This window comes from Alphaproteobacteria bacterium, assembly GCA_033344895.1.
Taxonomy (GTDB): Bacteria; Pseudomonadota; Alphaproteobacteria; order UBA8366; family Aestuariispiraceae; genus Pacificispira.
The window spans coordinates 3,060,648-3,082,403 of the sequence record JAWPMN010000001.1 but is presented as its reverse complement, the minus strand read 5'-3'; the positions used below and the strand labels follow the sequence as shown (position 1 = coordinate 3,082,403).

Annotated in this window: 20 protein-coding genes; 9 read left to right on the top strand and 11 right to left on the bottom strand. The window is 62.5% G+C overall.

Going from position 1 to position 21,756, the window contains the following annotated elements; genetic code table 11:
- The first annotated feature begins 40 nt into the window (after nt 1–40).
- Both leuB and R8L07_14785 read left to right on the top strand, forming a co-directional pair.
- The gene (gene leuB / locus R8L07_14790) at nt 41–1,153 is read left to right on the top strand and encodes a 3-isopropylmalate dehydrogenase (protein ID MDW3206801.1); all 1,113 of its coding nucleotides are present in this window, start codon (nt 41–43) and stop codon (nt 1,151–1,153) included.
- Entirely contained in the window at nt 1,153–1,782 is a 630-nt protein-coding gene (locus tag R8L07_14785; GenBank protein MDW3206800.1) for a DUF2238 domain-containing protein, read from the top strand. Before leuB ends, R8L07_14785 begins: the two co-directional genes overlap by 1 nt.
- 3 nt (nt 1,783–1,785) lie before the next feature.
- Here R8L07_14785 and R8L07_14780 read toward each other — a convergent pair whose 3' ends face one another.
- Nucleotides 1,786–2,415 carry a CatB-related O-acetyltransferase gene (locus tag R8L07_14780; protein MDW3206799.1) on the bottom strand — a complete coding sequence of 210 codons (630 nt, stop codon included), beginning with the start codon at nt 2,413–2,415 and terminating at the stop codon, nt 1,786–1,788.
- A 29-nt stretch (nt 2,416–2,444) separates the two neighbouring features.
- Nucleotides 2,445–2,984, bottom strand: coding sequence for a TetR/AcrR family transcriptional regulator (locus R8L07_14775; GenBank protein ID MDW3206798.1), 540 nt, complete (start codon nt 2,982–2,984; stop codon nt 2,445–2,447).
- A gap of 165 nt (nt 2,985–3,149) precedes the next feature.
- Between R8L07_14775 and R8L07_14770 the strand changes: the two genes are divergently transcribed.
- Complete coding sequence (locus tag R8L07_14770) at nt 3,150–3,833, top strand: cupin domain-containing protein (protein ID MDW3206797.1); 684 nt, start codon at nt 3,150–3,152, stop codon at nt 3,831–3,833.
- Here the strand turns inward: R8L07_14770 and R8L07_14765 are convergent.
- Nucleotides 3,807–4,667, bottom strand: coding sequence for an MBL fold metallo-hydrolase (locus R8L07_14765; GenBank protein MDW3206796.1), 861 nt, complete (start codon nt 4,665–4,667; stop codon nt 3,807–3,809). The genes R8L07_14770 and R8L07_14765 overlap by 27 nt on opposite strands.
- A 329-nt stretch (nt 4,668–4,996) precedes the next feature.
- Here R8L07_14765 and R8L07_14760 point away from each other — a divergent pair, with 329 nt between their 5' ends.
- The gene (locus R8L07_14760; GenBank protein ID MDW3206795.1) at nt 4,997–6,013 is read left to right on the top strand and encodes an aspartate-semialdehyde dehydrogenase; all 1,017 of its coding nucleotides are present in this window, start codon (nt 4,997–4,999) and stop codon (nt 6,011–6,013) included.
- Between the two features lie 90 nt (nt 6,014–6,103).
- Here the strand turns inward: R8L07_14760 and R8L07_14755 are convergent, their stop codons facing one another.
- The 6 genes from R8L07_14755 to R8L07_14730 form a co-directional block, all read right to left on the bottom strand.
- Entirely contained in the window at nt 6,104–6,469 is a 366-nt protein-coding gene (locus R8L07_14755; protein ID MDW3206794.1) for a hypothetical protein, read from the bottom strand.
- Between the two features lie 50 nt (nt 6,470–6,519).
- Nucleotides 6,520–7,374 carry a hypothetical protein gene (locus R8L07_14750; protein MDW3206793.1) on the bottom strand — a complete coding sequence of 285 codons (855 nt, stop codon included), beginning with the start codon at nt 7,372–7,374 and terminating at the stop codon, nt 6,520–6,522.
- A gap of 285 nt (nt 7,375–7,659) precedes the next feature.
- Entirely contained in the window at nt 7,660–8,226 is a 567-nt protein-coding gene (gene ilvN, locus R8L07_14745) for an acetolactate synthase small subunit (protein MDW3206792.1), read from the bottom strand.
- Nucleotides 8,227–8,268: 42 nt separating this feature from the next.
- The gene (locus R8L07_14740; GenBank protein ID MDW3206791.1) at nt 8,269–10,035 is read right to left on the bottom strand and encodes an acetolactate synthase 3 large subunit; all 1,767 of its coding nucleotides are present in this window, start codon (nt 10,033–10,035) and stop codon (nt 8,269–8,271) included.
- Between the two features lie 239 nt (nt 10,036–10,274).
- A complete protein-coding gene (gene miaA / locus R8L07_14735) occupies nt 10,275–11,213 on the bottom strand; it encodes a tRNA (adenosine(37)-N6)-dimethylallyltransferase MiaA (protein ID MDW3206790.1) in 939 nt (312 codons plus the stop codon).
- Nucleotides 11,210–11,866 carry an SUMF1/EgtB/PvdO family nonheme iron enzyme gene (locus R8L07_14730; GenBank protein ID MDW3206789.1) on the bottom strand — a complete coding sequence of 219 codons (657 nt, stop codon included), beginning with the start codon at nt 11,864–11,866 and terminating at the stop codon, nt 11,210–11,212. Before R8L07_14730 ends, miaA begins: the two co-directional genes overlap by 4 nt.
- 251 nt (nt 11,867–12,117) lie before the next feature.
- On the opposite strand from R8L07_14730, the gene R8L07_14725 reads away from it, so the two are divergent.
- Together R8L07_14725 and serB are read left to right on the top strand one after the other, a co-directional pair.
- On the top strand, nt 12,118–15,021 hold the full coding sequence (locus R8L07_14725; protein MDW3206788.1) for a FecR family protein: 2,904 nt from the start codon (nt 12,118–12,120) through the stop codon (nt 15,019–15,021).
- Between the two features lie 82 nt (nt 15,022–15,103).
- Nucleotides 15,104–16,009 (top strand): phosphoserine phosphatase SerB, encoded by a 906-nt coding sequence (gene serB / locus R8L07_14720; GenBank protein MDW3206787.1) that lies wholly within the window; start codon nt 15,104–15,106, stop codon nt 16,007–16,009.
- On the opposite strand, the gene R8L07_14715 is transcribed toward serB, so the two are convergent.
- Both R8L07_14715 and R8L07_14710 read right to left on the bottom strand, forming a co-directional pair.
- Nucleotides 15,982–16,617 carry a sortase gene (locus R8L07_14715; GenBank protein ID MDW3206786.1) on the bottom strand — a complete coding sequence of 212 codons (636 nt, stop codon included), beginning with the start codon at nt 16,615–16,617 and terminating at the stop codon, nt 15,982–15,984. The two genes, serB and R8L07_14715, sit on opposite strands and share 28 nt — an antisense overlap.
- Nucleotides 16,617–18,737 (bottom strand): marine proteobacterial sortase target protein, encoded by a 2,121-nt coding sequence (locus R8L07_14710; GenBank protein ID MDW3206785.1) that lies wholly within the window; start codon nt 18,735–18,737, stop codon nt 16,617–16,619. The genes R8L07_14715 and R8L07_14710 overlap by 1 nt, the downstream gene beginning before the upstream one ends.
- A gap of 242 nt (nt 18,738–18,979) precedes the next feature.
- Here R8L07_14710 and R8L07_14705 point away from each other — a divergent pair, with 242 nt between their 5' ends.
- The 3 genes from R8L07_14705 to R8L07_14695 are packed head-to-tail and all read left to right on the top strand — an operon-like array spanning nt 18,980 to nt 21,724.
- Entirely contained in the window at nt 18,980–20,188 is a 1,209-nt protein-coding gene (locus R8L07_14705) for a pyridoxal phosphate-dependent aminotransferase (protein ID MDW3206784.1), read from the top strand.
- A 10-nt stretch (nt 20,189–20,198) separates the two neighbouring features.
- Entirely contained in the window at nt 20,199–20,945 is a 747-nt protein-coding gene (locus R8L07_14700; GenBank protein MDW3206783.1) for a dimethylsulfonioproprionate lyase family protein, read from the top strand.
- Nucleotides 20,942–21,724 carry a hydratase gene (locus R8L07_14695; protein MDW3206782.1) on the top strand — a complete coding sequence of 261 codons (783 nt, stop codon included), beginning with the start codon at nt 20,942–20,944 and terminating at the stop codon, nt 21,722–21,724. The genes R8L07_14700 and R8L07_14695 overlap by 4 nt, the downstream gene beginning before the upstream one ends.
- Nucleotides 21,725–21,756 lie beyond the last annotated feature (32 nt).

The following is a 21,756-nucleotide window of genomic DNA, read 5'->3' as shown; positions in this document are numbered from 1 at the left end:
CGCCGGAACAATTTCCGAATATTTCAGGGAGAGTGCCGACATGGCTTCCAACAAAACGCTTCTCATGCTGCCGGGTGACGGAATCGGTCCCGAGGTCTGCTCCGAGATTCGCAAGGTCGTCGACTGGATGGACAAGCGCCGCGCCGTGACCTTCGACATCACGGAAGACCTGGTCGGCGGCGCGGCCTACGACGCGCACGGCACCCCGCTGACTGACGAAGCCATGGACAAGGCCCAAAACGCCGATGCCGTCCTGTTCGGCGCTGTCGGCGGCCCGCAATACGACAATCTAGGCTGGGACGCGCGGCCGGAAGCCGGGCTTCTGCGCCTGCGCAAGGAGATGGACCTGTTCGCCAATCTGCGTCCGGCCGTCACCTTCGATGCGCTGCTGGATGCCTCGACCCTGAAGCCCGAAGTCGTACGCGGCCTGGACATCATGATCGTGCGTGAACTGACTGCCGGGGTTTACTTCGGCGAACCGCGCGGCATGCAGACCTGGGAAGGTCAGGAGCGCTGCATCGATACGCAGTCCTATACCCGTGACGAGATCGTGCGGGTGGCCGAGGTCGCTTTCGACCTGGCCCGCAAGCGCAACAAGAAGGTGGCGTCGTCGGAAAAGGCCAATGTCATGAAGACGGGTGTCTTCTGGCGCCAGACCGTCGCCGAGGTTCACAAATCAGGCGGTTACGACGATATCGAACTGAGCAACGTGCTGGCCGACAACTGCGCCATGCAGCTTGTTCGCAATCCGAAGCAGTTCGACGTTATCGTGACGGATAACCTGTTCGGCGACCTCTTGTCGGATGTCGCGGCAATGCTGACCGGCTCGCTGGGCATGCTGCCGTCCGCATCCCTGGGTGCGGTGGACGCGACCGGCCGTCGCAAGGCACTGTATGAGCCGGTGCACGGTTCGGCCCCCGACATTGCCGGCCAGGGCAAGGCCAACCCGATGGCCATGCTGCTGAGCTTTGCCATGGCATTGCGCTACAGCTTCGATCTGGGTGAGGATGCCGATCTGGTCGAAAAGGCGGCTCAAGAAGTCCTGAACACCGGCAAGCGCACGCTGGACATCATGACACCGGGTTGCGAAGCCGTGTCGACCGGCCAGATGGGCGATGCCGTCGTCGCGGAACTGGACAAGCTGGCAGCCTGATGTCGGCCCCCAGCAGATCGGCACCGCTCCTGCCCGCAGCCCTGTGTGCGGCGCTTGTACCGGTGCTGATCTGGTCCTGGGTTGGCCCGTATGATCGGGCAACCTGGTGGATGGAAGCCGCCCCGGTCCTTCTGGCGGTACCGATCCTTGCTGCCACCTGGCGACGCTTTCCGCTGACGCCTGTCCTCTATGTCCTGATCTGGCTGCATGCCGTCATCCTGCTGGTCGGCGCCCACTACACCTACGCGCTGGTCCCGGTCGGCGAGTGGGCGCGCGATGCCTTCGACCTCAGCCGGAACCACTATGACCGGCTGGGCCATTTTGCCCAGGGGTTCGTGCCCGCCATTGCCGCCCGTGAACTGCTGCTGCGCCTGACCCCGCTGAAGCGCGGCGGCTGGCTGTTCGCAATCCTTACCCTGTCCGTCCTCGGCATAAGCGCGGCCTATGAACTGATCGAATGGATTGCCGCCGAGATCGCGGCCGATGGTGCGGCGGACTTTCTGGGCAGTCAGGGCGATATCTGGGATGCGCAGAAGGACATGGCATTGGCCCTGATCGGCGCGGTGGCGGCGCAGCTTCTGCTGCCGCGGCTCCACGACCGGCATCTCACCCGACTGTCTCGGCGCTGAACTCTAAGGACCGTTGCCCGCCAGGCCGGCCCGTGACGCGAAGGCTTCCAGCGCCGCGACATCCCCGGCACAGATCAAGGGGATCGCCTCTGTGATCCGGTCGACCGGCCAGTCCCACCATGCCAGCCGCAACAGCGTTTCCACATCACCATCGGAAAAGCGCTGTCGGACGGGTTTCGCCGGATTGCCGGCGACGATGGTGTAGGGCGGGACATCGGTGGCCACGACCGCACGGGCCGCCACGATGGCGCCGTGCCCCACCGTCACACCGGGCAGGAAGGTCGCGCCGTACCCAATCCAGACGTCGTTACCGATGACCAGATCGCCCCGGCTCGGAAAATCGGTTTCGCCGTCGAAGCGGCCGGTCCAATCCGCGCCGAAGATCACGAAGGGAAAGGCCGAAATGCCATTGGTGCGATGGTTGGCGCCGTTCATCAGAAATGTCGGTTCAGCCGCGATCTGGCAGAACTTGCCGATGATCAGCCGGTCTTCTTCGAAATCGAAATGATAGAGCACCCGATCTTCAAACCGTCCCGGGCCGGCCGGATCGTCGTAATAGGTATAGTCCCCGACAAGAATTCGGGGATTGTCGATAAAGTTCTTCAGAAACCCGAGGCGCGGCACGCCCGGCATCGGATACCGGCGATCCGGATCCGGCGCGCTCACCCCTTCCTCCGGTAACGGTCGACAAGGTCCCGGGCCGTGCTTTCCAGGTGCTGCGGCGATTTCTCCACCCGGGCCATCAGCATGGCCCCTTCCAGAGACGTCAACACGAACCGCGCCTCTGACGCGTCGCCCAAGACCCCTTTCAACAGCCCTATATTGGCATCGAAGAAGGTCGCGATTTCCTTTCGAACCGGGTCCGCCAAGTCCGCCGCCTCGGCCGCCAGGATGCCGCACAGACACATGCGGCCGTCCTGGGCAAAGGCGGTCAGGAAGAGGTTCGAATATCCGCGCACCTTGTCCGGAACCGACGCCCCGGTCGACAAGGCTTCCTCGGCAGCGCTCAGAAATCTGCGGCAATACCGCTGGGACAGGACCAGCAGAAAGTCATCCTTGGTCGGAAAATGATAGTGAACACTCGCACTCTTCACACCGACCTGATCGGCGAGGTCCCTGAAACTGACACCGTTAAGTCCGTGCTGCCGAACCAGAGACTCGCCAGCATCCAGAATGCGTTCCCGTGCTTCGCCGCGCTTCATCGGACCGTCATTTCCTATCTATCAATCGGTAAATTAGCGCTGCAGTCTGCCTTGTTCAAGCGACGCAAAAACCTATCTATGGATAGGTTTGTAATATCCGTGAAAGACTATGGAATCGGGTCTGACTTCACCCGTCACAGCCGACCAACAGATGGGAGATCGCCGATGAAAGTGAATGCCGATTTCAATCGAACGGTTGTGCTGCGCCCGACGGATCGGGAGTGGATCCACTCTCCGCAAGCCGGTGTCGATCGCCAGATGCTGGACCGGATCGGCGACGAGGTGGCCAGGGCGACCTCGATAGTGCGGTATCGTCCGGGCAGCGATTTCAAACCTCATCGTCATGATCTGGGCGAAGAGTTTCTCGTGCTGGACGGCGTCTTTGCCGATGAGCATGGGTGCTACCCGACAGGGACTTATGTTCGAAATCCGCCGGGCAGTGCACACCGTCCCGACGTGCCGAACGGCTGCACGATCTTCGTGAAATTGCGGCAATTCCACCCTGAGGACCTGACACCGGTCACCATCGACGTCGACGACAGCATGGCCGGTGCGCCCGTTCGCGCGATGGGGCGTCATAGCCTGCCCCTGCACGACTTCAGAACGGAAACGGTGACGGTCGAACAACTCGGCCCTGCCGAAGAGTTGCAACAAGACCTGCCCGGCGGTGCCGAGCTTTTGATCCTGCAAGGGACGCTTCTCCACGACGGCGAAACCCTGCCCGTGCACAGCTGGATCCGCCTTCCAGCCGGCGGAAAGCTCTCTGTCAACGGTGGACGTGACGGTGCCCGGTTCTGGATGAAGACCGGACATCTGCCGCCATCAGAAGCGGTTCAGGGGAATCTTTAGGTAAGAAGTGCCGTTGTCATCGGGTTCCGGCATCCGCCCGGCGCGGATGTTGACCTGGACGGAAGGCAGGATCAGGACCGGCATGGTCAGGGTGCGGTCCCGCGCCTCCCGGAAGGCAACGAACTGGTCTTCCGTCGTCCCGTCCCGCATGTGGATGTTCTTTTCGCGCTGCTCGCCGACCGTCGTTTCCCAGACATAGTCGCGGCCGCCCGGTGCATAATCGTGGCACAGAAACAGGCGCGTTTCAGGCGGCAGCGACAGAATGCGCGAGACGGAACGATAGAGTTCGCGGGCATCGCCACCTGGAAAATCGCATCGCGCCGACCCGAAATCGGGCATGAACAATGTATCCCCGGTCAGCAGCGCATCTTCGATGCGATAGGCGACGCAGGCCGGCGTGTGCCCCGGGACATGCATCACCTCGAATTCCAGTGTTCCCAGCGCCAGGCGTTCACCGTCGGCCAGCAGCCGGTCGAACTGGGATCCGTCGCAGGGAAAGCCCCGGCCCAGATTATAGACATCGCGGAAGGTTTCCTGAACGACGCCCACACGGTCGCCGACACAGATCGGCGCTCCCAGCCGCTCCTTCAGATAGAGCGCCGCGGACAGATGGTCCGCATGGATATGGGTCTCCAGGATGTAGTCGACCGTCAGCCCCGCGGCTTCGACCTTGGCGATCAGGGCGTCGGCCCCTTCCGTCCCGGTTCTTCCCGAAGCCGGGTCGTAGTCCAGCACACTGTCGACGATGGCGGCCCGACCGGAAGAGGGGTCGGAAACGATGTAACTGACTGTCTTGGTCGCGTCGTCGAAAGCTGCGTCGATGTGTACCGTCATGCCCCCACACCATACTGGAATTATCTCTTGCGGTGCAATATATGCAGGACTAAGGTTGCGCCGCTTCCAATCGGTGGAGCAAGTCTTAAGGACGTAGTCGGAATGCGTAAGTTCGCCACGGTCGACATGATGACGACCAAAACCACCACGAAAACCACGACCGGTGTCTAGGCGGACCCCGCGCAACCGACTATAGCGAGATCGCTTCATCGGGCCGGGGTCACCCCGGCCCGAAGCGTATGCGGGCCAGGACGACTCTGAACCAGAGCCACTTTGAGAATGAGGACCGCCGCCCGCGGGACGCATAGAAAAAGAAAGGAATAACACAGATGGGTTACAAGATTGCGGTCGTCGGTGCCACCGGCAATGTCGGCCAGGAGATGATGAAGATTCTGGCTGAACGGGACTTCCCGGCGGACGAGATCGTGCCGCTGGCATCCGAAGCATCGATCGGCAAGGAAGTGTCCTATGGCGAAGACCGGGTGCTGAAGGCCCAGGCGCTGAAACATTTCGACTTCAAGGGCACGGATATCGTGTTCTCCTCCCCCGGCGCATCGGTCAGCGCGGAATACTCACCGAAAGCCGCTGCGGCCGGCGCCGTCGTCATCGACAACACCTCGCACTTCCGTATGGATCCCGACGTGCCGCTGGTCGTGCCGGAAGTGAACCCGCATGCGCTGAAGGATTTCGGCAAGAAGAACATCATTGCCAACCCGAACTGCTCGACCATCCAGATGGTCGTGGCGATGAAGCCGGTGCATGAGGCTTTCGGGATCAAGCGCTGCGTCGTGTCGACCTACCAGTCGGTTTCCGGTTCCGGAAAGGCCGGCATGGACGAATTGTTCAACCAGACCCGCGCGGTCTACGTGAACGATCCGATGGAACGTCACAAGTTCACCAAGCAGATCGCCTTCAACGTCATTCCGCATATCGACGTCTTCATGGATGACGGCGCCACCAAGGAAGAGTGGAAGATGGTCGTGGAAACCAAGAAGATCCTCGACCCCAAGATCAAGGTTCACGCCACCTGCGTGCGTGTTCCGGTCTTCATCGGCCATGCCGAAGCCGTGAACCTGGAACTGGAAAAGGAAGCCAGCGCCGACGAAGTGCGCGAACTTCTGCGCAATGCCGAGGGCTGCGTCGTGGTCGATCACCGCGCGGATGAAGGTTACGTCACGCCGGAAGAATGCGCCGGTGAAGACGCCGTCTACATCTCGCGCATCCGCGAGGATTCGACCATCGACAACGGCATCTCGATGTGGGTTGTTTCCGACAATCTGCGCAAGGGCGCCGCGCTCAACACGGTCCAGATCGCCGAACGCATGATCGCCGACGGCCTGATCTGATCGACCCAAAGGCACTGAAAAGATAAAGACGCGGAAGCAACCTGCTTCCGCGTCTTTTTTCGGAATGCCCGGGCATCTTTGGTGCCCCGTTCAGAACAGCTTGGTTACAAGTCCAACAATTTTGGTCAGAGCCTCCAGAAATCGGGCGGCCTGCTGAATGTCACCGATTGTCTCCTGTACCTCCTTGGTCGCATCCTCGATACGGTCCAGGTCATCCTTACTTTCGCCGATCAGCTCTTCGATCTGGCGGTTCTTGAGCTCCAGAATAGCGTTACCAATCTGCATACGCAGAACCAGTGCCTTCGGTTGTTCGTCCGCCGGCAAACTGCTGATGTTTTGATCCTGCTTCAGCCATGCCCTGGCCTTGATCAGAATTGTCAGCGCCGCGTCGAGCCGGCCGTTCTGTGCAGCGGCCTCGGCTTCGGAAATAATGTTTGCGTTCACTCCATTTGGCATGTCTGCTCCCCCTCAATACGGTTGGGCGGGTCTCGACCCGCCTTTTCCCGTCAGATGTCCAGTACCTCGAAAATCGCCGACGTCAGCGCGACCGCGTTCTCCAGTTGATCAAGAGAAGTAGCGTCGTTGCGCGCCAGCGCCCGGACCGCATCTTCAAGGGCGATTGCCGACGCCAAGGCGGAGGAAACCGGATTTGCCGGCGCCTCGTAGAGAAGCGACTTGATGCGGTTCTCACCCCAGTTCGCGGGTAGAGCGCTCGACGCGTCGCCAAATTCGGCGACAGAGGTCGCTAACGCATCCTCCTGGGCGGTCTCGACATTGGTCTTGTTGATTTCCTTCAGGGCTTCGCGCTGAACCGCGATGAGAGCGAGAACGTTGTTCCCGTACTTCTCGAGATTCTCGCGTAGCTTGGCGTTGCGCAATTGATCGATCCCCAGAGAGGAAACCCCGGATATGATCTGGGATATGTCGATGCCGTTGATCTGGATTTCCTTTCCGCCGACTTCCAGCCCCTTAGCTCGATTGACGAGACCTTGAACCCCCTGTGCCGCATCGGCAGCTGCCTTGGCGGCGGCGTCGCCTTCGGCACCGAGGGCAAGAGCATTCAGCGCGACAAAGTACTTTCTGAGCGCCTTTGACTGGGCTGAGAGTTCTGCCAGAACCAGTCGCCGCTTCAAGAAAATCGCATTCTGCTTTTCCAGCGAGTCTCGCATGGCGCTCAGCGCCGACGGCGAACCGACCACACCGGCACGCGACTGTTCAAATAGTGCCGACTCCTCATTGATCTCACGTTCGATCTGATACCGGTACACCGACGGAATCTGGGTCGTAAACGTGATCCCGGACTGTGCAACCGCTGCAAATTGCTCGTTTGTGGGTCCGGCACATGCGGCGGCGAGCAGCATTAACGCACCCGCCGCAATCGGCCGAATTGTCGCGCGCAGAATGTGTGCCGACCTGAAGAATCCTTGCTGTCTCATCTTGCCCCCCTGTTTCGTCTTTCAGGTGCCTCCCCCGCACCTTGCTTCTCAGGGTATCATATTCTAAAATTTAATACCTTAAGATTTATTCCAGAACGTGTATTTATTCGCCCTTTCGTTGTACAGCACGCAAACAAAGAAAAACGACGAGACCCATGAGTCTCGCCGCTTCAGCACTGAAAACTTGTTTTCTAGGATTCGTCGCCCGGATCAGACCTCGACAATCCCCGCGCCGCGGGCGATGGCGATGACGCCGGAGCGGGCGATTTCAGTGTCGCCCAGGGCGCGCATCAGTTCGATGAAGCTGTCGACCTTGTCGGTCGTGCCCTCGATCTGGAAGACGAAGCTTTCCAGCGTCGTATCCGCGACCTTGGCCTGAAAGACGTCCGCGATGCGCAGGCTTTCCCTGCGGTTATGGTCCTTGGCGCGGACCTTGACCAGGGCCAGTTCGACCTCGACATGGGCGCCTTCCAGCGTCAGGTCGTGCACATTGTGAACCGGGACCAGGCGTTCAAGCTGCGCCTTGATCTGTTCGATGATCATCTCCGTCCCGGTCGTGACGATGTTGATCCGGCTGACGCTTTCGTCCTCCGTCACCGTCGACACGGTCAGGCTTTCGATGTTGTAGCCGCGGCCCGAGAACAGCCCGATCACTCGGGCCAGAACGCCCGGTTCGTTATCGACGATGACCGCGAATGTGTGCCGCCGCACCGTCTCGTCCGACTTCACGAAGGTATAGGCCGCCCCCGGCTGACCCACGGTTCCAGACTTCGCCATACCAAATGTTCCTTCCGGCATAATCCACCCGCCTTCTTCTACTTACACCAGGACCTTGCCGGCCGCACCGATTGCATCCTTGCCCTCTTCGACCGGGCCCAGAAGCATGTCGTTATGGGCCGCGCCCGACGGGATCATCGGGAAGCAGTTTTCCGCCTTGTCGACGCAGATATCGGCGATGACGGGGCCGTCATGGGCCAGCATCTGGTCGATGACGTCTTCCAGTTGGTCCGGCTTTTCCGCCCGCAGTCCCTTCAGCCCGTATGCCTCGGCCAGTTTCACGAAATCCGGCAGGGCCTCGGAATAGCTTTCGGAATAGCGGCCGCCATGCAGCAGTTCCTGCCACTGACGCACCATGCCCATATACTGGTTGTTCAGAATGAAGACCTTGACCGGCAGACGGTACTGAACCGCCGTCGAAAGTTCCTGAATATTCATCAGGATCGACGCCTCGCCGGCAATGTCGATGACCAGCCCGTCGGGATTGCCCATCTGCGCACCGACGGCGGCAGGCAGACCATAGCCCATCGTGCCCAGGCCGCCGGAGGTCATCCACCGGTTCGGCTTCTGGAAATGGAAGTGCTGGGCCGCCCACATCTGATGTTGGCCGACCTCGGTCGTGATGAAGGTGTCACGGCCGTCTGCCTGTGTCTTTTCATAAAGGCGCTTGATCGCTTCCTGCGGCTTGATGACGTCGTCATTGGTCTTGAAGTTCAGGCAGTCGATGGCGCGCCACTCGTCGATCTTGCCCCACCAGCGATCCATCGCGGCGGCGTCGTTCTTCTTCTGACGCGCCTTGAAGACCTTGATCAGGTCTTCCAGCGCATAGCCGGCATCCGCGACGATCGGCAGATCGACACGCACGTTCTTGTTGATCGAGGACGGGTCGATGTCGATGTGGATCTTGGTCGAATTCGGCGCGAACGCGTCCAGTCGCCCGGTAATCCGGTCGTCGAAGCGCGATCCGACGGCCAGCATGACATCGCAGTCGTGCATCGCCCAGTTGGCCTCGTAGGTGCCGTGCATGCCCAGCATGCCCAGGAACTGGGGCTCGTTGGCCGGAAATGCGCCCAGCCCCATCAGCGTCAGCGTGCAGGGATAGTTGGTCATGCGCACGAATTCGGTCAGCAGCTGCGACGCGTTCGGACCGGCATTGATGACACCGCCGCCGGCATAGACGATCGGCCGCTTGGCATTCAGCAGCAGATCCACCGCCGCCTCGATCCGGTCGCGCGCCGGCTTCACCGTCGGCTTGTAGGTCTTGTGCGCGGCCGATTTCGGCATCTCATACGTGCCGGTCGCGAACTGCACATCCTTCGGAAGGTCGATGACCACCGGGCCGGGACGGCCGCTAGTCGCGACATAGAAGGCCTCATGCATCGTGCGCGACAGCTTGTTGACGTCCTTCACAAGGTAGTTGTGCTTGGTGCACGGCCGGGTGATGCCCGTCGTGTCGCATTCCTGGAAGGCGTCGTTGCCAATCAGATGGGTCGGCACCTGTCCGGTCAGACATACGATCGGAATGGAATCCATCAAGGCGTCGGTCAGGCCGGTCACCGCATTGGTCGCGCCGGGACCTGACGTCACCAGCACCACACCGGGCTTTCCGGTGGATCGGGCATATCCTTCCGCGGCATGCACGGCACCCTGCTCGTGACGCACCAGGACATGGCGAATGTGGTTCTGTTTGAACAGCGCGTCGTAGATCGGTAGTACCGCGCCGCCCGGATAGCCGAATACGACATCGACGCCCTGATCCGCCAAAGATTTGATCACCATCTCTGCGCCGGTCATTTGCTTTGTCGACATCGTTTCACGCGTCCTTCAATCGCATTCGTCTGTTTCACAACGCCGACCGGGATTTCCGGCCGACAGTTTTCCGTCGTCCGCCGCGAGGCGGGCGTCGGTAGGATGCTACCCAAAGTGCCCTGTTGAGAAAGCCCCCAAAATGCGGGGCCCAACCAGACATCGCCAGGATATTCAGACGCCAACGGGCCCAGTCGATCTACGGCCGGGCCCGTCCGCGTGCAGCGCACAATAGGGAGGTGTCAGACCCGAATCAACCCGTTTTCTTCAATAAATGAAAAAATTGCACCCTCTAAACTTCCCGAAAATGTCTCCTTGAATACAAATTCAGCAACAAACTGTCTCTTCATCCATGTCACCTGGCGCTTCGCATAGCGCCGGGTCGCCGCCTTTGCCGCCTCCACCGCATCCTCCAGGTCCAGTTCGCCGCGAAGATGGGAGGCCAGTTCCGGCACCCCGACGGCCCGCATGATCGGTCTTTCCGTCGACAGACCGCGCGCCAGCAGGGCCTCGACTTCCGCCAGCGCCCCTTGCGCGATCATCATGTCGAACCGAAGGTCACAGCGCGCGACCAGTTCCGGGCGCGGCGGCCACAGCGCGATCTTGAGGAATACGACCCCTGGCGGAGGCCCGTCGGGCGGCAGTGCCTGCCAGGCACTCAAGGGCCTGCCGGTGGCTTCGAAGACCTCCAGGGCGCGGGAGATCCGCTGCCGGTCCATCGGTTCGATCCGGGACGCAGCGGTCGGGTCGATGGATTCCAGCCGGTCCCAGGCGGATGTGCCTTGTGCCGCCCCTACTTCCTGGCGCACACGGGTCCGAATGGCCTCGGGCACGACCGGCATCGGCGACAGGCCTTCGGTCAGCGCCCTGATATAGAAGCCGGTCCCGCCACACAGTATCGGCACCTTCCCCGAGGCCGACGCGGCCTCGATCTCCCGCACCGCCATGTCGCGCCAATCCGCTGCCGAGCAGGTTTCGTCGCCGTCGAGAACGCCATACAGCCGATGCGGCACAACGCGTTCTTCGGTTTCCGACGGCCGCGCCGTCAGCACGCGCAGGTCGCGATAGACCTGCATGGAATCGGCATTGATCACGACGCCGTCAAAGGCCTGCGCAATCGCCGCCGCCGCGGCCGACTTGCCGGAAGCGGTGGGGCCGAAAACGACGGGGCAGACGATCATTCCAGTTCCACCACCACGCGGAATCCGATGTCGTAGCCCTTGTGCTGGACCTTCGCACCGTATCGATAGGTCGGCGTCGCGACGGACGGCTTGAAATACCACGATCCGCCTTTCCGGGTTCGCTCCTCACACTCCGCCGATTGCGGTATCGGCGGCGCGTCGTGCCGCGGGCGCCAGCAGTCCAGCGTCCATTCCATGACATTGCCCAGCATGTCGTAGAGGCCGAACCCGTTGGGCGGAAACTGCGCCACCGGTTCCGACTTGTGGGACCATCCGTCCCAGCATTCGTAGCAGTTTACCTGCCCCTCGACATTGCGGGGCGCAGGACGGCCGCCACGGGCGGCAAACTCCCACTCGGCCTCGGTCGGCAGCCGATAGGCTTTCCCGGTCCTTCGCGCCAGCCAGGCGGCGTAGTCCATCGCATCCTGCCAGGTCACATAGATGACCGGCCGATCCCCCATGCCCCAGCGCCGGTCGAACGGCATTTCCGCGCAGCCGCCCTCCTCGACGCATAACGCAAATTCATCGAAGGTCACTTCCGTGCGGCCAATCGCAAAGGGACGAATGATTTCGACCTGAATCGGCGGGCCCTCCTCCTCCCGGTCGGGGGCATTTCGGCCCATGATGAACCGGCCGACCGGCATCACCACCATCTCCGGACAACCGTCACAGTCGTGGAAAGACTCCAGCGACTCCGCATCAGTGGTATTTGAGCCAAAAAACAGCGAAACCCCCAGAATTCCGGCAAAAATTAACGCTACGTTTACGGAATGGTTCATATAACTGGTCCAGATGTGACAGGCATCACTGATGTTTGGAAATGTGCATGTAACTGTACCGCCATAGAGGTCGGGGATCGACAGTAAAAGCGGAGACTGTTCAAGCACAAGTTGGGAAAGAGCCGATGAGCGACGACGTCCTATACGATGGTTCGGGCAATCAGATTGTCCAGGCCAGCGGAGAGTCAGGCGGCGATCCAATCGGCTTCGTCATGACCTCCACCGGCACGGTGACGGTCGAACGCGCGGATGGAACGGTCGAGCAACTCAGCGCCGGCGATCCCGTCTTCGAGGACGACATCCTGACCACCGGCGATGATTCCACCGTCGGCATCCGCTTCCAGGACGAAAGCCGTTTCTCGCTGGGCGAGGATGGGCGAATGGAGCTGGACACCTTCGTCTACGACGCAGTTGCCGGTACCGGGACATCGCTGATCGATGTCGCCGAGGGCAGCTTCGCCTTTGTCAGCGGCATGATCGCCAAGACCGGCGACGACGCAATGTCGGTCCAGACTCCGGTCGCCACGATCGGCGTGCGCGGCACCACGGTGGCGGGCGATGTCGGGCCCGACGGCCAGACGGAAGTCACCCTGCTGCCCGATACCGACGGCACGCTGGGGGAAATCGCCGTTTTCAACCAGTCCGGCCTGCAGATCATGTTCGATGCGTTTCAGCGCGTCGACATCGGCGGCAGCGATATCGCGCCGACCGCCCCGCGCACGATCGACCCGACGGAATTGCGCGCCGATATTGCCGACACGGTTCGTGCCATCGGCGCCGATCCCTCGGGCGGACGGTCCCGTTCCGACAATGAAGAGGATGGCGGCGGATCGGACGCGGTCGAGGAGGCGGCAGCCGACCCGACAGGGGCAGCCGACGACATCGACATTTCCGAGGAAATCGACGTCGCTGAATCGGAAACGGTTGGCGGTGTCGACATCCTTGAGGAAGTCGACATGGCTGATCTGGAGCTGGAGCTTTCCGAAGAGGACCTTGCGGCGCTGAACGAGGCCGAAATGGATCGCGCCGCCGAGGAGGTCGCCGAGATCGACGTCGCCGCCGGCGGGGACCGGGCGGTCGTGCGCATGGCGGACGGCACCGAAGTGGAGATCAGCGCGTCCGACCTGGCCGCCGGCAAGTTCGTCGGCCCCAGCGGCACCGTGATCGACCTGGACATCTCCCTGGCTGACGCCACGCGGATTTACGAACAGGCCCGGAGCCGGCAGGAGGAGAAAGAGGAGGAAGAGGACGGCGTCCGCGATGCCCCCAACACCTTCCAGAACGATATCATCGCCGCGGATCTGAACCCGGGCGTGATCGACGCGCTGGGCAATATCGAGCAGACCGGTCCGATCCCTGGCCCGGAACTGCCGACTCCGCCATCGAACGCGGCCGAAGACAATCCGGATATCGGGCTTGGTGTCCTGCCGCCCGATCTGCCGCCGGGCCTGACCAATCCGGATGGCGACATCACCCTAGGCATCGACCCGATCCCCGAGCCGGGACCGGATCCGATCCTCGCCGAACCGCCGCCCCCGCCGCAGCCCGTTCTCGACCCGGACCTGTTCGACGGGGCAACCGGACCCGGCGCATCGGATGACAATGACGAAGATGAGGGTGATGACGATATCAGCCTTGGGGTCGAGCCATCAGAAGACGATGACGATGAGTCGTACGACGAAGATGACGATGACAGCCTCGACGCCGCACCGACAGCAGACGACGACGATGAGTCGGATGATGACGACGACGAGGATGACAGCATCGTTGGACCGCCCGTCCAGACACTCGACGATCTGAATGATTCCCTCGACAACGTCATCGGCGGGGCCGGACAGCTTGTCGCCGGGGAATTGTCCGAAGACGATGATGACGTCGACGATGCGGATGACGACAGCATTAGCCTAGGCGCCGCGACGTCAGCAGATGATGACGATGACAGCGTCGAAGGACCGCCTGTCCAGACGCTCGACGATCTGAATGATTCCATGGACAACGTCGTTGGCGGCGCCGGGCAGCTTGTCGCCGGCGGGTCTGACCAAGACGATGGCGACGACGAGGATGATGACGGCGTTATCCTTGGCGCGATCTCGCCAGCAGGCGATGACGACGGGTCGGTGGATGACGAGTCAGATGCCGTTGCCAACGAACCGCTGGTTCAGACACTCGACGAGTTGGACGACACCTCGGATGACGGAGACGCTCTCGCCGGCTCATCATCCGACAACGATGATGATGACAGTGTAGGCGCCATTGCCGCGCCGCTTGACGATGATGGCGACGCGCCGGACGGCGAAGAAGTCGATCAGGGCGTCGATGACAGTCCGCTGGTCCAAACGCTGGACGACCCCGTCGAAGATGTCGAAACGGTGCTTGCCGGCGACGCCCCGGAGGGCGGCGGCTCCGATGATGATGCAGACGACGATACCGGCCCAGTTTCCGCCCAGGCTGGCGCGGAGACATCGGGCGACGATGATTCCGGCGAAGGTGATGGAGAAGTGTTCAATCTCGCCGCGCCACAACTACCGCAGGGAGGAATTGGCGACGACGACCCGCTGGATGACGACGACAACGGCCCCATGTTCGGCGGGGACGATCTGCCGGAGGACAGTGCGGTCAACAGCCCGCTGACGGTCGAAAATGGCCTGAGCTTTGGCGACGATACCAACGACGAAGTCGTTGAAGATGTCGCCGATGACGATGGCGAAGACGATATCGCGCTGGGTGAAGATGACGATGAAGGCGTCGGAGATGACGATGAAGGCGTCGGAGATGACGACGAACCGTCGATGATGGAGCAGTTGAACCTGGGCGAAACCGTGGACGACACCCAGAACCTGCTCGACAACTTCCTGCATCCGGAGGAATCCGACGACGAAGGCGCGTCGGACAACGACGATGATGCCGAAGACAGCGACGATGACGACGATGCGCCGGCCGATGACAATGCCGCCCTTCTCGGCGGTGTCTTCAGCGGTATCTATAGCGGCAATGACGACCCGCCGGATGACGGAAACGGCGTCTACTAGGGCGATCGGGATCATGTTGCGGCAACGCGTCCTGTAAATGGCGCTTGCCGCGCATCGATCTGTCCGGTAACCGCATGGCATCATGCAAATCACCGTTACGCTCGTCGCCGACCGCGACACGACTTCGCTGACATCGGACCACATCGACGCCGCCCGCGACGCGGCGGCGCAGGCCGGTGGCGTCCCTTCAACCGAAATCCGCACCCTGTCGGCCAATTGGGCGGCAGAGTTCGTCGTGGACGGTGCGAAGACCGATGCGGTCGCCGCGGCACTGGACAATCTGGACATCCTGTCCGGGATCGACCGCGCGGTTCAGCATTCCGGCGGCCGTCGCAAGAAGGTTCTGGTCGCCGACATGGATTCCACCATGATCCGGATCGAGACGCTGGACACCCTGGCGGCCGAACTGGGCATCGGGGACAAGGTCGCCGAGATCACTGCGCGGTCGATGGACGGCGAACTGGATTTCGTCGAAAGTCTTCGCGCCCGTGTCGCCTTGCTGAAGGGCTATCCTGCGCGCGAGGCCATGACGGTCGTGATGGAAAAGGTTGTTCACACCGCCGGGGCCGAACGTGCCGTCAAGACGATGGCTGCGCATGGCGCGCATTGCGCCCTGGTTTCAGGCGGTTTCACCTTCACGACGTCGGTCGTGCATGCCGAGTTGGGATTTCAGGAGCACGCCGCCAACACGCTGGAGATCGCCCCCGACGGCACATTCACCGGTGCATTGACCGGCCGCATCGTCGGTCGCCCGACGAAACTGGAAATCCTGACGGCGCTTTGCGAGAAGCAGGGCGTCGGCCTGGACGGCGGCGCGGCCATCGGCGACGGTGCCAACGATCTGGACATGCTGCTGGCCGCCGGGTTGGGGATCGGCTTTCACCCGAAGCCCATCGTCCGGGCCCAGGCGCGGTTCCGGATCGAACATGCCGACATGACCGCCCTTGCCTTCTATCAGGGTTACGGCGAAGAGGATTTCGCGGTCTGATCGACTTGTGAGGCCGGCAGGGCTGCCAGCTGGCCCACGCCCGGGTTTTCTGAAAGCCGGGCCAGCACGACATAGCGCATCGCGCCCCCCGTATCGACCGCATCAAACGGCCAGCAGGTCACCAGGGCAATCATTCCGCCGTCTTCCGACGCCGGGACCCGGATCTGGTCCTTGTGCAATACCGCCGTTTCCAGGATTCGATACGATCGCGCGGGTTCCCCGATGGCCTGCCATTCGATCTCGTCCCCGACATCAAGATCGCGCAGGACCGTGAAATGCGTGTCGCGATGCCCGAAAAAGGCCGGCAGCGGCGCCTGCGGGATCTGGGTCGGCCCAAAGGCCATGGCGCTGCCGCTGCCGCCGGACAAGGCGATCCGCTCTTCCGCAAGGTCGGGGAAGCGAAGCTTGGCCACCGGGACCATATCCGCCCAGGGCCAGGGGTGCAGCGCATCCCCCGTCGCCCCGGCTTCCGCCTTCGCCCAGGAATGTTCGATCAGGACCGGCGCGAGCCATGCCTTGGCGAGCACCACCGCAGACTGCCCGATCTGCCATACCCCCATGGCCGCCAGGATGCCGGCCAGGAAAATTGCACAGCGTATCCGCATCATCACACGATCCTCCGGTTACGCGCGCCGGACAGCCGGCGCGACAGAAGCAGCAGCAACAGCGATCCCGCAATCAGCATCAGGCCGATACGGACATCCGCTTCCCAGCCCGTCGCCCCGGCCGGGCCGGTCAGGCTGCCCATCGTCATGCCGTCAGGCATGTTGTTCGGCACGACGCCTTCGCGCAGCACTTCGCCTTCCGGCCGGCGCGGCGTCGCATCCACGGCGACGAAGCTTGTGAAACGGGTCGCGAGGCGATGCGGGATCGCGACATCCAGAACCGCCAGGCGGCCGGTCTCCGCATCCATTTCGCCGCCCTGCAGGTCCGCCTGGATCGCCTCCACCTTGCCCTCGGCCCACAGCTTGGCGACACCGGCCGCGGGGCGCAGGTCGCTCCGGTCCAGGCGGACCTGCCATGGCCCGTTCGACGTCGTGCCGGAAACGGTCAGACTGCCGTCCCAATTGTCCACGGCAATCGGGATCATCAGGGATTTGGCGGCATACAGATCCGGCACGCGGTCCGGATAGATCTCGGCCGACCCGGCACCGGGGGAGATCGCCACATCGACCACGACCGGTTGTTCGATCTCGCGATAGAACCGGGCCATCCGCTCCGCCGCATTGTCCCCGTTCGGGATGGACACGGTCTGGCCGCGGCCGAGTTCGGCGGCCTTGCGCATGAACCAATCATTGGGTGCGCTGCCCAGTCCGACGGTGAACAGGCGCGCGTCGCCCAGATTGGCCTCGATCATGCGGAACAGGGCGTCTTCGTTTCCGACTTGTCCGTCGGTAAGGAACACGACCTGGCGCAGGTAACCCGGATCGGCACGGTCGCTCATCGCGTCACGTAGCGGCCCAGCCATTTCCGTCCCGCCACCGGCGACCAGGCCGGAGACAAAGCGCAGAGCGTCCTCCACGGCGGTGCGGTCCGCGGCCCGGGATCTGCCGAACAGGCGGCTGAACCGGCTATCGAACTCGATGATGTCGAACCGATCTGCCGGTCCCAGCCCCATCACCGCCTCCGCCAGGGCAGACTTGGCGGCACGCATCGATTCCCCGCCCATGGAACCGGAGGTATCGATCAGGAAGGTGATGTCACGCGGGCGGTCCATTTCTTCGGCGATCCTGGCGTCCGGCGGACTGATCATGGCCAGCAGGTAGTCCATACCGTTGCTGGATTCGTGAAACAGGGCGGCGCCGGGCATGTCGCCCCGTTCCGTCGACCAACGCAGGACGATGTCACGATCCGCCGGCACGTCGCCGAGACGCAATCCGATGCGGTATTTCTGCACCTCGCGCGAGACGACGAGGTCATGGGTCGGGCTTTCCAGCGACGCGATTTCAGCCCCCGCATCCAGCGCGACTTCCAGCGCCGTCCGATTGGATTGCCGCGACAGGTCGATCGGGAAACCCAGACGCGCGGCCTCTTCAAGCTGCTTGGCAATGGTCGCACGCAGGGCCGGGTGGTCGATGGACGACAGTTCCATTTCCGGCAGGTAGCGCGGGGCGGCGACCAGCGGCATCCGGAACTCAAACGCATCCCCTTCACGCTCGACCTTGGCCTGGAATTCAAGATCCACCGCAATCACCTCTCCCGGACCGATATTGGCCAGAGAAATCGTGAACAGGTTGGGCCGTTCCTCGGACAGCAGCGCCGCCGTCTGACCGGCCGCCCGTGCCTGGTCGTAGGTTCGTTGCGCCGCCTCACGTTCCTTGATCACCCCTTCGACGACGCGGTCGTCCACCCGGATGCGCAGCCGGTCGACCGCCGCGTCGCTGGGCAGCGGAAACTTGTAGCGGCCCTCGACCCAGCTCGAACTGTCGTTTCGGAAGAGCTGCGACACTGATCCCCGCGCCACGACGCCGGCAATATCCAGACGGATGGTCTGGGCCAGGCGCGGGGCCGCCCGGTAGGTCTGATCCTCCGCCGCCTGCGTCATCGGCCGCAGAAAAAGACCGTCATCGGAAGAGACACTTTCCGCCCGGGCCTGTGCGGTAAGCGCCAGCCATACCGCCGCCAGGACGATCGCGAAACACAGGACCGAAACCGCGCGGACCAGGATGCGGTCGCGCGTCGCTGTCCGGTGCGCCTGTGTTGGATAGCTGAAAGTTTGAACCTGCATCTGACCGATCCTCCATTGATTGGGGTCACGATCGATGCTGTCCGCCGATCGCGGCGCGGTCGGGGGCGGCCAAGGGCGCTGGTGCGGTTCTTTTGGGGCGGCATTAAGGCAACATGTACGGACCTCGCCTCGAACGGCCGCACGAAAATTCAATCTCTATGGCGTTGCAGCATGGCAAAGACGGGCGTAGGTTTGCGCCGTTCGCGCATCGAAATCCCTAGAAAACAGGAGCCCAGAAAGTCATGGCCTTTCTTGCGGACCGTCTGAAACGGATCAAGCCCTCCCCGACCGTCGCCGTCACCGCGAAGGCGAACGAGCTGAAAGCCGCCGGCCGAGACGTCATCGGCCTGGGCGCGGGGGAACCCGATTTCGACACACCGGAGCATATCAAGAAGGCGGCTTACGACGCGATCGCGGCGGGCAAGACCAAATACGGGCCGCCCCCGGGCATCCCGCAACTGCGTGAGGCCATCGCCCGCAAGCTGAAACGCGACAACGGACTGGACTATGATATCAGCCAGATCACCGTTGGCGCAGGCGGCAAGCAGACCATCTTCAATGCCATGATGGCAACGGTGAACCCGGGCGACGAAGTCCTGATTCCCGCGCCGTTCTGGGTCAGCTACACCGATATCGCCGCCCTGATGGAAGGCAACCCGGTGCTGATCGACTGCCCGGCTGAAACCGGGTTCAAGCTAACGCCGGACATGCTGCGCAAGGCGATCACGCCGAAGACGAAATGGCTGATGCTGAACAGCCCGTCCAACCCGACCGGCGCCGCCTATACCGCCGCTGAGTTGAAGGCGCTGGCCGCCGTGCTGCTGGAGCCGGGCTGCGACCATGTCCATGTCATGACCGACGACATGTACGAATTCATCACCTATGACGATTTCAAGTTCGCGACGATCGCGCAGGTCGAACCGAAACTGTACGACCGCACGCTGACCCTGAACGGCCTCTCCAAGGCCTATTGCATGACGGGCTGGCGCCTTGGTTATGCGGCCGGCAACAAGGACCTGATCAAGGCGATCAATATGCTGAACTCGCAGTCGACGACGTCGCCCGCGACCTTCGTGCAGTGGGCCTCGGTCGCGGCACTGGATGGCGATCACTCCTTCATCGAAAAGCACAATGCCGTGTTCAAGGAACGTCGTGATCTGGTTGTCGGCATGCTGAATCAGGCCGACGGCCTTTCCTGCGCGACGCCGGAAGGGGCGTTCTACGTCTATCCGTCCTGCGCGGGCGTGATCGGCCGCAAGACACCGTCCGGCAAGGTGCTGGAGACCGATGAGGACTTCATCGCCTACTTGCTGGAAGATCAGGGCGTCGCCGCCGTGCACGGCGCGGCGTTTGGCCTGTCGCCCTATTTCCGGATTTCCTACGCCACGTCGACGGAAGCCCTGGAGGAAGCGTGCAAGCGCATCCAGACAGCCTGCGGAAACCTGAGCTGATCCGAAGCCGATGACCCTCGAAGACCCGCGCATCCGTTTCACCGCCGCGCTGGTCGAAGAACTGCGCGGCCGGGCGCGGGAGGATATAACCCTCCTCCCGTTCCTGGCCCCGCTGATTCAGGGGATGCGGGACGGCTTTGAAGAACAGCCCGTCGACTCTCCACCGGAACCACCGCCCTCTTTCGACGCGGCCCTGCCGAAAGTGGCGGTCTCACAGCCCCTGGCCGAAAGTTTGCCGGACATCGCTCGACTGGCCGCGTGGAAGACCGTTCTGAGCGAGCATCCGGATGTCGATCCGGCGCTTCAAAGCGGAATGCACGCGGCCCATCTGTACGGGGCGCTGGGCATTCTGGGATGCGAGCGCATGCGGGGCGGCCTGTTTTCGCTGGCCCCCAACATTCACTACCCCCTGCACACCCATGTCGCGGCCGAGCTGTACTTCTGCCTCGGCGGCACACTGACACTGCGCCACGGCGTGGACGGCGCGCCATTTCAGCTTGCCGCGGGCGACTACTCGATCACGCCTCGGGAACGCGCCCATTCGCTGACGACCGGTGACGAACCCGTGTTGCTCTACTTCGCCTGGGTCGGGGACTTCACCGCACCGATCTTTTGGTGGGAACAGGACGATTCCGGAACATGGCATCGCGCCAGATGGCTGCGCGGCGCCTCCGGCATCTGGGAACGTGGCGCGCGCGAGCCGGTTTCCGAGGACGAAATTGCCGCGCAAACCTTGAACCGGGACAGCGATACATGACCACAACCGTCGAAAACGTCTCAATCGGCGCCGCCCTGGCGGACGCCCGCCTGAATGGAACCAAGCTGGCGGCGTCGACGGGCCCTGTTCCTAACGATCCCGACAAGGCTTATGCCGTGCAGAACGACATGATCGCCGCGTTGGGGCTGCCGGTCGCCGGCTGGAAGGTCGGGGCAACCAATGCCGACGTTCAGAAAATGCTGAAAGTCGATGAGCCATTCTATGGCCCGTTGTTCGACCGCTGGATCTACCCGGCGCCGAACCGCATACCGACACCCGACGGATCGATGAATGTCGTCGAGGTGGAGTTCGCCTTCCGCATGAGCGCCGACCTGCCGCCGCGGGACAAGTCCTATAGCGAGGCTGAGGTAGCGGACGCCGTTGCCGCCGTTTTTCCCGCCATCGAGATCATCGACCGCCGCCTTCCGGGCGGTTTCGGCGTCGACGCCAACTGGCTGATCGCCGACGGCGCAGCCAATCATGCCTTTACCCATGGTCGCGGCCGGGCTGACTGGCGGGAGATCGATCTGGCCGCCACACAGGTCCGGGTCTCGATGGACGGTCAGGAGATCGGAACCGGCAGCGGCGCGGCCGCTCTGGGCGGACCGCTGGTAGTTCTGCACTGGCTGGCCAACGCGCTGAACAGCAGGGGCAAGGGATTGCGTGTCGGCGACTGGGTATCGACCGGTGTCGTCACGAAGGTCTTCGAGGGGCGCTTGGGCGCCCAGATCGTCGGCGAGTTCGATGGATTGGGCCGGATCGAAACCGTTTTGGGCTGATCCGTAAGGGCAATTAAGCCTCCGGGATCGGC